Origin of the sequence: Streptomyces sp. NPDC048254, from assembly GCF_043201895.1 — a bacterium.
Taxonomy (GTDB): Bacteria; Actinomycetota; Actinomycetes; order Streptomycetales; family Streptomycetaceae; genus Streptomyces.
Genome location: NZ_JBICZJ010000021.1, coordinates 143,688 through 155,301, shown reverse-complemented (window position 1 = coordinate 155,301; position 11,614 = coordinate 143,688). Strand labels below are relative to the sequence as shown.

Genomic DNA, 11,614 nt, shown 5'->3' with positions numbered 1-11,614 from the left:
CAGCGGCACCACGGGCCCCTTCGAGGTAGCACACCGCGCCCGCCTCCCCGTCCGCGACCCGCTCCGTACTGATCCGTGCTGGTCCGTACTGATCCGTGCTGGCCCGTTTTCAGGAATCGCCATGAACGTTCGCGGACGCCGTCCGGGCGAGGGTGTCCGCCACCGTTGTGCATGCGAGCCGGGCCACGGAGCGCAGCTCGGCGTCCGAGGTGCCGGCACGGCTCAGTACGGCCAGCGACTGATTGACAGCGACGACAAAGACGGCGAGCTCATCGAGCGTCCGGCTGTCGGCAGAGGAGTCCGCCAGTGCCGCGCGCACCCGTTGGCGCTGTAGGTCGAGCAGGCCACGCACCTGCGCGCTGTTCTCCTCCTTCAGCGTCAGCGACTGCGCGGCGGACTGGGCGATGAGGCACCCCACGGGGACCGCCGGGTCGGCGATACGGTCCAGGACGACATCGAAGAACGCCTCGACCGCGCGCACCGGATCACCGGGATGCGCCCCGAGCGCCTGCTCGTACTGCGCGCCGTAGATCGACGAGTAGCGGTCGAGGCACTTGCCGAAGAGCGCTTCCTTGTTGCCGAAGGCGCCGTAGAGGGAGCCGCGGCCGAGGCCGGTGGCCGAACCGAGGGCATCGAGCGAGGCGTCCGCGTACCCGCGCTGCCAGAACACCCGCATGGCCTGGTCCAGCGCCGCACTGATATCGAACTGCTTTCGGCCGGTCACGGCGTGCACCTCCTTCGCGTCCCTGTCACGTCCCTGCTGTGAGACTACTCGCATCTTGGATCGATCGGTCGAATCATCTTTGACCGATCGATCCAAGATGGTTAGCGTGAAGGTCCTGGTTCTCGCACCCGAAAGGCCGCACGATGATCGACGACATCGCGTCAGACGTCCGCGTACAGGCTGTTCCGCCCGCCGACGGGCGCCGGACGCGCGCCGGGTTCTGGCTCATAGCCGGGGTGTACACCCTGGTCATGCTGGGCGGGACACTGCCGATTCCGCTGTATGTGCTCTGGGCGCCGGAGATGGGCTTCGGGCCCTTCACCACAACGCTGGTCTTCGCCGTCTACGCCTTGGGGACCGTGCTCGCGCTGATGGTGTTCGCGTCACTGTCCGACCGTGCGGGCCGCCGACCCCTGCTGGCTGCCGCTGTGCTCGCCGCGGCCACGAGCACGGCCCTGTTCCTCCTGGCCGACGATGTCGGGACCCTGCTGGCAGCACGGTTCCTGTGCGGCCTGGGTACCGGTGTCTTCACCGCCACGGCGACGGCGGCGCTGGGCGAGCTCGCCGGAGCCGGGCACGTCCGGCGGGTGTCGACCGTCTCCACGGCGGCGAACATGGGCGGGCTGGGGCTGGGTACCGTCGTCGCCGGCCTGTTCGCGCAATACGGGGCGGACCCCACGCGCCTGGTGTTCTGGGTCTACCTCGCCAGCCTGGTGCCGGCGTTCCTGGCTGTCGTCGTCACCCCGGAGACCGTCACGGCCCGGCAGCTCCCTGCGCTGTCCGTGCGCCGGCCGGCCTTTCCCGACCGGCGGGCGGCGCGGACCGAGTTCCTGCGGGCCGCCACAGCCGTCCTCGCCGCGTTCGCGGTCAGCGGACTGTTCTCGTCGCTGGTGCCTTCCTTCCTCCGTGAACAGTTGCACGTCCACAACGTCGCGGCTGTCGGCGCAGAGGTCGGGCTGCTGTTCATCGTGGCCCTGATCGCGCAGGTGGCCACCCCGGAGCGGTGGCTCTCCCGGCGCTGGCCGGCGCCGGCGTTCCTCGTGGCGGGCGTCGCGGTGTTCGAGGCCGGGCTGTGGACACGGTCGCTGCCGACGTTCGCCGCCGGAACGCTGCTGGCGGGTACCGGCATCGGCCTGGCCTTCCGCCGCGGTGTCGGGATCACCCAGCGGCTCGCCGACCCGCGGCGCAGGGCGGATCTGCTCTCCACGTACTTCCTGTTCGCCTACACCGGCACGATCGTGCCCACGCTGGCCCTGGGACTCCTCGACCAGACCATCAACCAGGACGTAGCCACCCTGATCCTCGCCGTCGCCGTCGTTGCGACGACCCTCGCCGGCACAGTGAGCCGCCCCGCCACCGCCGTCACCTGAGCGACCGCCGCGCTGAACGAAGGGGACGTACCGCAGTCACCGCGCACCCGAGTAGCTCTGTGTCATCCGCTCCCAATGGCGCACTCCGGCTGGACACCTCAGACGAGTCTGTAATGGCGTTAAACACGCGCACATCGCACACCGATGAAGGAAGACCATGACCGACCCTGCAGTCACCGCCCGTGTCTCCGACAACCCTGTCCGCGACCTGCCGTTGCACGACCTGGCCGGCTTCACCCACCGCTGGGTCGACGCGGGCGGTATCCGGCTTCATGCGGTCGAGGGCGGTCAGCCGGACGGCCCAGCCGTCGTGCTGCTCGCCGGATTCCCGCAAACCTGGTGGGCATGGCGAAAGGTGATGCCCCAACTGGCCGACCGATTCCACGTCATCGCGATCGACCTGCCGGGCCAGGGCCACTCCGAACGCCCGGACGGCAGCTACGACACGCACACGGTCGCCGCGTACGTCCACACCGCCGTGAATGCACTCGGCGTTTCGACATACTGGTTGGCCGCCCACGACATCGGCGCGTGGGTCGCCTTCTCCCTCGCCTTGAAGTACGAGAGCCGGCTGCGTGGCGTCGCACTGCTCGACGCCGGAATCCCGGGCATCACACTCCCCGACGCCATCCCGACCGACCCCGAGGTGGCGTGGAAGACTTGGCACTTCGCGTTCCATCTCGTGCCCGACCTGCCCGAGACACTGCTCTCAGGCCGCGAACGCGAGTACGTCGGCTGGTTCCTGAAGGCCAAGACCCTCTCCCCCGACACCTTCGACGACGCCGAGATCGAGCAGTACGCCGCGGCCGTCGCCGCTGATGGCGGGCTCCGCGCCTCCCTGGCCTACTACCGAGACGCCGCCGAATCGGCGCGGAAGAACCACGAGGCCCTTGACCGACAGCACCTGACGGTGCCGGTTCTCGGGATTTCCAGCAGCCACGGTTCCATCCCGGACATGGCAGCTTCCCTCAGGCCGTGGGCCGACGACATCACCGGGATTGTCGTGCCGGACGCAGGACATTTCATCCCGGACGAACAACCCGACGCCATCGCCGCCGCTCTGGCCGGCTTCATCACTCAAGGCGATTGACACCGGCCGAACTCGCCGTACACGACTCTCGATCCAGAGGGAAACACTCATGGCCCACGCAGACCGTATCGACGTCCACACCCACGTGGTGCCACCGTTCTGGGGCGAGGCACTGCCGAGCCACGGTGGGGACCCGTCGGGTTGGTCCACCCCGCAATGGAGCCCAGAGGCACACCTGAGGTTCATGGACGACAACCAGATCGCCACCAGCGTCCTGTCGCTCACCGCTCCCAGCGTCGTCGGCTGGCAGAGTCTGGAGCGCCGGGACATGGCCCGCAGGGTCAACGAATACGTGGCAGAGCTGGCCACCCGGCATCCGGGGCGTTTCGGCAACTTCGCCACCGTCCCCCTGCCGGACGTCGAAGGCGCCGTGTCCGAGGCCGAACACGCCCTCGACGAGATCGGCGCCGACGGCGTCGTGCTCCTGAGCAACTACGAGGGTGTCTACCTCGGAGACGCGAAATACGCACCGCTCTGGGACGCACTGAGCAGGCGGTCCACCATCGTCTTCATCCATCCCGGCCACCCCCTCGTCCCGCTTCTCGCGGACGTGCCCGGCCCTCTCGTCGACTATCCGTTCGACACCACCCGCAATGCTGTGCAGATGGTTTTCAGCGGCGTTCTGGACAAGTACCCCAACGTCAAGATCGTCCTCGCTCACGCAGGCGGTTTCGTGCCCTACGCGGCGCTCAGGTTCTGTGAACTGCAGCCGGTCCTCGACCCGGAAGGGCCCACCACAGAACAACTGCTCGCCAAGTTCAGGTTCTTCTACTGGGACACGGCGCTGTCGTCCGGACCCGACGCATTCCCCAGCTTCCTGGCCTTCGCGGACCACAAACGCATCCTCTTCGGCAGCGACTTTCCCTACGCCCCCACACCGGTCGCGACGAAATTCACCCGGATCCTCGACACCCACTCCGGACTCACCGACGAACAGCGGGCCGCCGTCAACAACGGCAATGCCAAGAGGATCCTGAAGCGACTCGCCTGACGACGTGAAGGATCATTTCCTTCCCGAGTGTGGCCACTACCCCACCGAGGAAGCTCCAGAGGCGATGCTGTCCACGTCGACGGCGTTCCTGGTGACCCGACGGGCAACAGCCCACCCGCCGGCGGCGTCCGGCGCGGACGGGGTGGGAACCGAATACAAGAGATAGGGGCCGTGGCGGTTGGTCCCGCTGGTCGGTGGAGAGACAACATCCGTGGTGGACCTTCGGTGTTCGGTCCCGCGTGCCAAGCCGCGAAGCCGAGCCCGCTCGGCCCGGTCCGGCCGGGCCGCGACCGTCTCGAAGAACCCGGAGTTGACCGCCGTGCGGATCGTCGCGGCCACAGCGGGCACGTCCGTCAGCTTCGGGAAGCAGCCGAGCCGCCGATACGACTTCAGCCGCACCACCAGGGCCGGCAGGCGCTGCTCGTTCTGGTTCTTACCGCGTGCCCACGCGACCTCATCCGCCGTCGGGTTGAACGCCTCGACCAGCTCCCGCCCGGACACCATCCGTTTGAACCGCGGATAGGCAGTCCGATCCATCGACGCCACACCCGCCGCCCCAGCGAGATCACAGCACCGGAACCTCACCGCGGCCCCTTTCTGGCGTATTCGGTTCCCGCCCCCAGACGAGCAGGAGTTCTCCGCAGACGCCTCACCGGACGGCCACGAGGACACACCCCGCGCTCCCCCGGGCCCGGACCGAACGCCCGCCTCGCGATCCGCTGTGACCCCAACCGGCCGCATAGGCGAGTGGGTCGGGGGTAATCGCGTCGCGAATGGCGGGTTCACGTGAATGGAGGCTTCTGGTGCTGATGGCTCACCCCGCGGTATTGAAGGACCTGGTCGAGCAGTACGAGACCCTGCGCGCACTGCACGCCGAGAACGGCAGCCTCGCCGCACGGCGGCGGATGGACGATGTCGCCTACACGCTGTGCGTCTCCACCGGCACACGGGATGCCGATGTCGCCCTCGTCGCCGCCCGGCACCAACTGCCCGGCGCCCGCCCCCAGGACGACTCCGTACTCACCATCAGCTGACCTCGTGCAGCCGCGAACCGTCGGTCACCCCATGCCGGCGAAGACACTGGAGTCCAGGTGCCCGAAGAGGCCGGCGGCGTCCCGGCAGACCGCCTGGGCACCGGCGGCCTTCACATCCCGGACGGCCGCCCACGAACGCGGCCCGGTGAACACCGCGTTCCCTGTGAGGAATTGGGGGCTCCACCCCTGGCCGAGCGTGCCGCCGAACACGGTCAGGGCCGCGGCGGCCCCGCTCAGGGTGATCGCGTCCCGCGGGGCGCGGGTGAAGAACCAGAACTGCGGCAGGGACACCACGTAGAAGGCGGCCCCGCCGTCCAGGAGGTAGGCCGTCGCGCCCAGGACGAGCGCGAGGACGGCGAGGTAGGCGCGGGGGTGCAGGAGGGGGTTGTCCAGCCGGGTGAGAACGACCGTGTGACACAGCGCGATCAGGGCGAGCAGGCCGAGCAGCCAGTACCTCCGGGACGGTGACGCGTCGAGCACGGCGACGGCCGGGGGCAGCAGACCGAACAGGATCCAGCCTGCCAGGTTCCAGCGAAGGACACGGTCCTGGGTGAGCCGGTCACCCGGCTGCTGCTGCCACTGAGTCACGCTGATTCACCTCGTTCGTAAGGGAGTTGAGAGATCGGCAGTCGAGTCGTTGAGCCTACCGATTCCAGGGTGCGGGGGGGCCTGTTCGGTGGTGCGGCGGGCACGGCGCACTCCGCGGGACGGCCACCAGTTGGCCTCGCCGAGCAGGAGCATCAGGGACGGCAGGACCAGCATGCGGATCACGAAGGCGTCCAGGAGGACGGCGACCGCGAGGCTGAAGCCGATCTGCTTCATCTCGATCAGGTGCAGGGCCGCGAAGCTGGCGAACACCGTGACCATGACCACGGCGGCGCTGGTCACCACGCCCGCCGAGCTGCCGATGCCCTCGATCACGGCCTTGCGGGTCGGGACTCCGCGCAGGGCGGCCTCCCGGATCCGGCTGATCACGAAGACCTGGTAGTCCATCGACAGGCCGAACAGGATCACGAAGAGGAACGCCGAGGACCGGGGCGGCGAGGGTGAGCAGCCCGACAACGGTGACCGTGAGCGTGGCGAGGGGTGCTTGGCGACGGGGCCCAGCACGGCGGCGGTCAGCCGGCCGGGGCCGGTCCTGTGCGCCTTCTGCTTCTTCGGCGCGAGCCCGCGGGCCGCCCGGCGCTCGGCACGGCGTTCGGCGCGCATGCCCAGTTTGGCGAGGACGGCGGGCAGCACGGTCAGGGAGCTGACGAGGGTGACGACGATCGCGCCGGTGGCGATGGACGAGAAGATGACGTCGTCGGCGAGGTAGAGGGTGGCGCTGGAGACGGCGACGGCGAGACCGGAGAGGACGACGGCCCGTCCGGAGGTGGCGGCGGCGAGTTCGACGACGGCCTGCGTGCTCAGTCTGCCGCCGGCGCGCGCCCGCTCCTCACGTTCACGCTTGAGGTAGAAGAGCGTGTAGTCGACGCCGACCGCAAGGCCGATGAGCAGGATGACGTTGGTGCCGACTCCCGCGTCGGGGAAGACGTGCGAGGCCACCATCGACAGGCCGACGGCCGCGATGATCGAGGACAGGGCGAGCAGCAGCGGAACGAGGGCCATCGCCACGGAGCTGAAGACCAGCAGCAGGGTGACGAGGGTGACCGGCAGAGCGATCACCTCGGTGCGTGAGAGGTCGTCGCCGCGCAGCTTGTCGACGCCCTTGCTGATGGAGGGCGATCCGGTCTCCTCGACGCGCAGCCCGGGGTTGGCCTTCTGGACGGCCGCGGTCTGCTCGATCAGCGGGTCGACGTGCTTCTTGCCCTCCAGCTCCGGACCCTTCATGGTGACGGTGACCCGCACCGCCGTGTCGCCCGCGCTGCGGACCGGGTCGGCGACGGAGAGCACCTCGGGCAGCTTGGCCATGCGGGCGGCGACGTCGGCGGCGGCCGCCTCGGCGGCGGCGACGTCGAGCTTTCCGGTGCCCGGCTCTGCGGTGATCAGGACGTGTTCGACGGGGCGCTGCTGCAACCCGCCCTCCGCGGCGATCGCCTCGCCGCGTCCCGCCTCTCCGATGCGGAAGTCCTCGACGGTCGCCGCGTTGGTGCCGACGGAGACACCGATACCGAGGCACAGAACGACGAACACGAACCAGCCGACGATGCCCCGCCAGGGGTGGGCGGCGCTCCAACGAGCCATGCGTACGGGAAGATTCTTCATGTCGTCCATGCTCTTCGTCGGGGGTGTGGTGCCGACAGCAGCGACCGGTTGAACTTGAGGTCCACCAACTGGTGGACCTCCGTCCTGCCGGGTAGTCATGAGGACGACGCGGCTCCTTCGCTCTGGTTTTTGATCATCTGCCGGAGGCTGGTGCGGGCTGCGGTGAGCTCGTCTTCGAGCTCGGTCACCCGGCGTGCGAGACCGTCGGCCTCGGCGGTCTCGGTTCCGAGGAGTGCTTCCGACTCGGCTTTGCCCTGGTTGAGTTCGTGCACCCGGAAAAGCCGTGCGGTGGTGCTCGACCGGCGGCGCCGTTGTGGCCGGGTTGCGGCAACGCGTCAGCCTGTGGGCGTGCCGATCTGGTTGTGCTCCAGGACGGAACGCAACTCCGAGAGGGCCTGCGCTGCGGCCGTCAAGGGGGACGCCTTGAGCGCATCCGCGATCAGTTCGGCCAACCGCTCGGTGAAAGTCGCTTCTGCCGCGTCGACCAACCGCAGGCCGTCGTCGGTCAGGGCCAGCAGGGAGGACCGGCGATCGGATGGATTCGGCTGCCGGACGGCCCATCCGTGCCTCTCCAGACGGTCGACGGTCTTGCTGGTCGCCCCGATGCCGATGGCGAATTCGGCGGCAAGGTCCGCCACGCGGGATCCGGGGTGATCGCGCAGGTGGCGCAGGGCCTCGAACTGTGAGGTGACGATCCCGTGCCGCTCACGAAGCCGGTCGTTGAGGGCGTTGTACAGACGCGTCTCGCATCGGACCAGGTCGGCGAAGAATCCCGGGAGGTCGATCGCGTCACCGCTCGATTTATATGCCATGGCATATAATGTAATGGAAGGCACTTACGGCGGGAGCACACTCATGAGCAAGGAACAGCGCGCCCGGGTCGACGCGATGATGCGGCAGCCGCGCCCCGAGGGTCCCCGGCCGGTCGAGGCGATCCGAGCCGGATTCAAGGCGCTGATGGCCCAGATGATCGTGCCCGACGGCATCCGCACCACGCAGACAGCGCTGGGCGACCGGCCCGCGCTGCATGTCGAGCCGGACAGCGGGCAGCGCGCCGGGACGATCCTCTACTTCCACGGCGGCGGCTGGGTGTTCGGCTCCCCCGAGACCGCCCTGTCCCTGACCGGCCATCTCGTCGTCAAGACCGGCTTCGGGGCGTACTCGCCGGACTACCGGCTTGCGCCCGAGCACCCGTTCCCGGCCGCGATCGAAGACACACTGGGTGCCTACCGCGCACTCCTCGACCGCGGCGAGGACCCTTCGGCCATCGCGTTCGCAGGAGACTCCGCCGGGGGCGGCCTCGCCGTCACCACCTGCCTCGCCGCCCGCGACGCGGGCCTCCCGCTGCCCGCCGCCGTCGTGACGTTCTCCGCGGGCCTCGACGCCACCCGCACGGGCAGGAGCATGGACGCCAAGGAAGGCATCGACCCGATCTTCACCCGCGAGTCCGTGGAACACACCGGAGCCATGTACCTCGCCGGAGCCGACCCGCACCAGCCCCTGCTCAGCCCGGCCGTCCTCGCCGACCTGACCGGCTTTCCCCCGATGCTCATCCAGGTAGGCACGAACGAGATCCTGCTGGACGACTCCACCCGCCTGGCCGCCCGCGCCCACGCGGCCGGAGTGGACGTGATCCTCGACATCACCGCCGACGTACCCCACGTTTTCCAGTCTTTCGCCGGCGTTCTCGACGAGGCCGACCAGGCACTGGACCGCGCCGCCCTGTTCCTCACGCAACACGTCCACGTTCCCGACACAGCAGCCGCGTCAGCCGGGTAACTGCTCGCGCCCCAGCAGCAGATGCTCATGGCCGCCGCCGTCCTCGCATCCCGCTACCCGGCCCTGCCCGTGGCCCTGGGACTCGCTTCCGCAGCACGCCTGACGCCTGACGCCTGAGACAAGCGGGACGTGGTCGGCCTGTCGGGACCGGCGCTTCAGGAGTGCGACGGGCCGTCGTCGTCCGGCCGGTGGCCCTTGGCAGACGGCGGAGCGGTGGCGTGCGCCTCTTCCTGGGCGAGCAGCGCCAGCAAGGAGGCTACGGTGAGTCCGGCTTCAGCCGGGTGCCGAAGAGCCGTGCCCGGTTCGATCCGGTAAATGTTGCCGCGCCCCTCACGGGTGTGGGAGAGGAAGCCGCTCTGCTCCAGATCAGAGATGATCTTCTGGACGGCTCGCTCCGTGAGCCTGCAGTGTGCGGCGATATCACGGACGCGGACATTCTGATCATCCGCGATGGCGGCCAGTACGCGGGCGTGATTGGTGATGAACGTCCACCCGGTGTGCGGTTCCGGTGCTTCACCCATGGGTACATCATACGACCGAAACTTCGCGCTCAAAAACGCGCGAATTTTATTTCCTGTTTCTCTTGACGTGTATCGCCGCCCGGGGTGAATCTGGATCTGGAGAGCGCAGGAATGCCGCGGGGAGCGGGACCATGCGGGAAGCAGAACAGTCCGGCGCCGGGCGGACGCCCGACCGAGCCGGTGCACGCGAGCTGCCGGGTCTCACGATCCGCAGCCGCGACGAGGGCGACCGGACCCTCGTCACGGTGTGCGGCGACCTCGACCTCACGACGGACCAGCAGCTCCAGTGCGCCTTGCGTTCGGCGCTCCTCCGTTCGCTGCGCGGACTCGAGCTGGACCTCGGCGGTGTCGGGTTCTGCGACTGCTCCGGGCTCAACGCCCTGCTGAACATCAGGCGACAGGCCCTCAAGGACTCCAAGAAGGTCACGATCCGCCACGTCAGCCCGGCCGTGGAACGGATACTGGAGATCATGGGCGCCCTGCCGCTGTTCACCCCCGACACCGCGCCGGACGGGCAGCGACACTCCGACGGCGCCCTGAACGCCCCGCCTCCTGTCGACGGTCACGGAATCGACGTGCGCACCGAGGTCGTACAACTGCGGCGGGCGCTACAGACTCGGGACACCATCGATCTGGCCCGCGGCATCCTGATGGCGGCGTTCGTCCTCACCCCCGAGGAGGCGTGGAGTGTTCTGGTGACCACATCCCAGAACACCAACACCAAGCTCCACCTGACCGCAAGGCAACTGGTGGACTCCATCAGGGGCGGCCCGCTGCCCGCGACCACGCAGGAGCAGTTGTCCGCCGCGGTCACTCAGGTCACCGCCGCGCGCGAGACAGCCGAGAACCCGAAATGAGCCGCCGGGCCGGGCACCACCCACAGGGGGCGCACGCCGTACGGCAGGGACCGGCGGCTCGCGTCCTCCGCCTCGGCCGGGTGGAGCGGGATCCGCAGGTCGTCTGAGCGCCGCCAGTCCCGCCAGGCCTTCCGGGGCAGCACACGCAGTGCCATGGGAAACCCGCGTGAGACCGGTCTGCCGAGGCCCCGACTTTCCCCGGTACCCCTCCTCATCCGCGCGACACACCATGCACAACCCGGTGGCCACCGGGGTACTCGGCAGCGGTCCCCACATGGGCGCCCGGATTGTCCTGGCGGAGGAAGTCGACTTCCGGGGTACCCGGTGGCCCGTACCGGAGGAAACCGCGCACCAGCCCGGAGGCCGGCCATGAGCACACGCGTCCCCGCAGACCCCCTAGACGGCCTGGTCACGGCCCTGCGCGCCGGAACCGACGCCGAGGTCCGGTTCGATCCCGGCAGCCGGGGCGCCTACTCCACGGACGGTTCCAACTACCGGCAGGTCCCGCTCGGCGTGGTCGTCCCCCGCACGGTCGAGGCCGGTGCCCGCGCGGTGGAGCTGTGCGCCGGTTTCGACGTCCCGGTGCTGTCGCGCGGCGGCGGCACGAGCCTCGCGGGGCAGACGACGAACGCGGCCGTGGTGATCGACTGGAGCAAGCACTGCGACGCGCTGGTCTCGGCCGACCCCGCCGCCCGCACCTGTGTGGTGGAGCCGGGCATCGTCCTGGACGAACTCGACCGGCGGCTCACCGGCCACCGCCTCCAGTTCGGCCCCAAGCCGTCGACGCACAGTCACTGCGCGCTGGGCGGCCTGATCGGCAACAACTCGTGCCGGGCGTCCGCGCAGGCGCACGGGAAGACGGCCGACAACGTGCGCCGGCTCGAAGTACTGACGTACGACGGGCTGCGGATGTGGGTGGGGCCCACCTCGCGGGCCGAGCGGGCACGGATCGCCGACGGCTTCAGCTGCCGCACGCAGATCGAACAGGGCGGCACCGGACGCCGGGCCCTGCACCTGGCGGAGGCGCTGGCCCTCGCACTCGA

Annotated in this window: 14 protein-coding genes and 1 pseudogene; 7 read left to right on the top strand and 8 right to left on the bottom strand. The window is 69.3% G+C overall.

The window, feature by feature from the left end; genetic code table 11:
- Positions 1-109 precede the first annotated feature (109 nt).
- A complete protein-coding gene (locus tag ACGFZQ_RS42205) occupies positions 110-724 on the bottom strand; it encodes a TetR/AcrR family transcriptional regulator (protein ID WP_393844947.1) in 615 nt (204 codons plus the stop codon).
- Between the two features lie 143 nt (positions 725-867).
- Here ACGFZQ_RS42205 and ACGFZQ_RS42200 point away from each other — a divergent pair, with 143 nt between their 5' ends.
- The 3 genes from ACGFZQ_RS42200 (at position 868) to ACGFZQ_RS42190 (ending at position 4,175) form a co-directional block, all read left to right on the top strand.
- Positions 868-2,094: an MFS transporter gene (locus ACGFZQ_RS42200; protein WP_393844893.1), complete on the top strand. Its 1,227-nt coding sequence runs from the start codon at positions 868-870 to the stop codon at positions 2,092-2,094.
- A gap of 157 nt (positions 2,095-2,251) precedes the next feature.
- Complete coding sequence (locus ACGFZQ_RS42195; RefSeq protein ID WP_393844892.1) at positions 2,252-3,184, top strand: alpha/beta fold hydrolase; 933 nt, start codon at positions 2,252-2,254, stop codon at positions 3,182-3,184.
- 49 nt (positions 3,185-3,233) lie between these two features.
- Positions 3,234-4,175 carry an amidohydrolase family protein gene (locus ACGFZQ_RS42190; RefSeq protein ID WP_393844891.1) on the top strand — a complete coding sequence of 314 codons (942 nt, stop codon included), beginning with the start codon at positions 3,234-3,236 and terminating at the stop codon, positions 4,173-4,175.
- 36 nt (positions 4,176-4,211) lie between these two features.
- Here the strand turns inward: ACGFZQ_RS42190 and ACGFZQ_RS42185 are convergent, their stop codons facing one another.
- Positions 4,212-4,712 carry a DUF4158 domain-containing protein gene (locus ACGFZQ_RS42185; protein WP_393844890.1) on the bottom strand — a complete coding sequence of 167 codons (501 nt, stop codon included), beginning with the start codon at positions 4,710-4,712 and terminating at the stop codon, positions 4,212-4,214.
- Positions 4,713-4,978: 266 nt separating this feature from the next.
- Between ACGFZQ_RS42185 and ACGFZQ_RS42180 the strand changes: the two genes are divergently transcribed.
- Positions 4,979-5,209, top strand: coding sequence for a DUF5133 domain-containing protein (locus ACGFZQ_RS42180; RefSeq protein ID WP_351736465.1), 231 nt, complete (start codon positions 4,979-4,981; stop codon positions 5,207-5,209).
- A 24-nt stretch (positions 5,210-5,233) separates the two neighbouring features.
- Here the strand turns inward: ACGFZQ_RS42180 and ACGFZQ_RS42175 are convergent, their stop codons facing one another.
- From ACGFZQ_RS42175 to ACGFZQ_RS42160, 4 genes are all read right to left on the bottom strand, one after another.
- Positions 5,234-5,797, bottom strand: coding sequence for a hypothetical protein (locus tag ACGFZQ_RS42175; RefSeq protein ID WP_393844889.1), 564 nt, complete (start codon positions 5,795-5,797; stop codon positions 5,234-5,236).
- Positions 5,798-5,803: 6 nt separating this feature from the next.
- Positions 5,804-7,414 carry an MMPL family transporter gene (locus ACGFZQ_RS42170; protein WP_393844888.1) on the bottom strand — a complete coding sequence of 537 codons (1,611 nt, stop codon included), beginning with the start codon at positions 7,412-7,414 and terminating at the stop codon, positions 5,804-5,806.
- Positions 7,415-7,509: 95 nt separating this feature from the next.
- Positions 7,510-7,686, bottom strand: coding sequence for a hypothetical protein (locus ACGFZQ_RS42165; protein WP_393844887.1), 177 nt, complete (start codon positions 7,684-7,686; stop codon positions 7,510-7,512).
- Positions 7,687-7,749: 63 nt separating this feature from the next.
- Positions 7,750-8,226, bottom strand: a complete 477-nt coding sequence (locus ACGFZQ_RS42160) for a MarR family transcriptional regulator (protein WP_351736517.1) — start codon at positions 8,224-8,226, stop codon at positions 7,750-7,752.
- A 43-nt stretch (positions 8,227-8,269) separates the two neighbouring features.
- Between ACGFZQ_RS42160 and ACGFZQ_RS42155 the strand changes: the two genes are divergently transcribed.
- On the top strand, positions 8,270-9,193 hold the full coding sequence (locus tag ACGFZQ_RS42155; protein WP_393844886.1) for an alpha/beta hydrolase: 924 nt from the start codon (positions 8,270-8,272) through the stop codon (positions 9,191-9,193).
- Positions 9,194-9,348: 155 nt separating this feature from the next.
- Here the strand turns inward: ACGFZQ_RS42155 and ACGFZQ_RS42150 are convergent, their stop codons facing one another.
- A complete protein-coding gene (locus tag ACGFZQ_RS42150) occupies positions 9,349-9,714 on the bottom strand; it encodes a helix-turn-helix transcriptional regulator (protein ID WP_382532255.1) in 366 nt (121 codons plus the stop codon).
- A 131-nt stretch (positions 9,715-9,845) separates the two neighbouring features.
- On the opposite strand from ACGFZQ_RS42150, the gene ACGFZQ_RS42145 reads away from it, so the two are divergent.
- The gene (locus ACGFZQ_RS42145; protein WP_393844885.1) at positions 9,846-10,571 is read left to right on the top strand and encodes an ANTAR domain-containing protein; all 726 of its coding nucleotides are present in this window, start codon (positions 9,846-9,848) and stop codon (positions 10,569-10,571) included.
- Here the strand turns inward: ACGFZQ_RS42145 and ACGFZQ_RS42140 are convergent.
- Positions 10,529-10,726 (bottom strand): hypothetical protein, encoded by a 198-nt coding sequence (locus tag ACGFZQ_RS42140; RefSeq protein WP_393844884.1) that lies wholly within the window; start codon positions 10,724-10,726, stop codon positions 10,529-10,531. The two genes, ACGFZQ_RS42145 and ACGFZQ_RS42140, sit on opposite strands and share 43 nt — an antisense overlap.
- A 214-nt stretch (positions 10,727-10,940) precedes the next feature.
- Here ACGFZQ_RS42140 and ACGFZQ_RS42135 point away from each other — a divergent pair.
- A pseudogene (locus ACGFZQ_RS42135) lies at positions 10,941-11,561 on the top strand (FAD-binding oxidoreductase); the annotation flags it as partial.
- Positions 11,562-11,614: the final 53 nt, after the last annotated feature.

Bases quoted from the DNA above. Each gene is read 5' to 3' on its own strand.
- ACGFZQ_RS42160 (WP_351736517.1), bottom strand. From the start codon at position 8,226: ATGGCATATAAATCGAGCGGTGACGCGATCGACCTCCCGGGATTCTTC.
- ACGFZQ_RS42145 (WP_393844885.1), top strand. From the start codon at position 9,846: ATGCGGGAAGCAGAACAGTCCGGCGCCGGGCGGACGCCCGACCGAGCC.
- ACGFZQ_RS42200 (WP_393844893.1), top strand. From the start codon at position 868: ATGATCGACGACATCGCGTCAGACGTCCGCGTACAGGCTGTTCCGCCC.
- ACGFZQ_RS42185 (WP_393844890.1), bottom strand. From the start codon at position 4,712: ATGGATCGGACTGCCTATCCGCGGTTCAAACGGATGGTGTCCGGGCGG.
- ACGFZQ_RS42150 (WP_382532255.1), bottom strand. From the start codon at position 9,714: ATGGGTGAAGCACCGGAACCGCACACCGGGTGGACGTTCATCACCAAT.
- ACGFZQ_RS42155 (WP_393844886.1), top strand. From the start codon at position 8,270: ATGAGCAAGGAACAGCGCGCCCGGGTCGACGCGATGATGCGGCAGCCG.
- ACGFZQ_RS42170 (WP_393844888.1), bottom strand. From the start codon at position 7,414: ATGAAGAATCTTCCCGTACGCATGGCTCGTTGGAGCGCCGCCCACCCC.
- ACGFZQ_RS42140 (WP_393844884.1), bottom strand. From the start codon at position 10,726: ATGGCACTGCGTGTGCTGCCCCGGAAGGCCTGGCGGGACTGGCGGCGC.
- ACGFZQ_RS42190 (WP_393844891.1), top strand. From the start codon at position 3,234: ATGGCCCACGCAGACCGTATCGACGTCCACACCCACGTGGTGCCACCG.
- ACGFZQ_RS42195 (WP_393844892.1), top strand. From the start codon at position 2,252: ATGACCGACCCTGCAGTCACCGCCCGTGTCTCCGACAACCCTGTCCGC.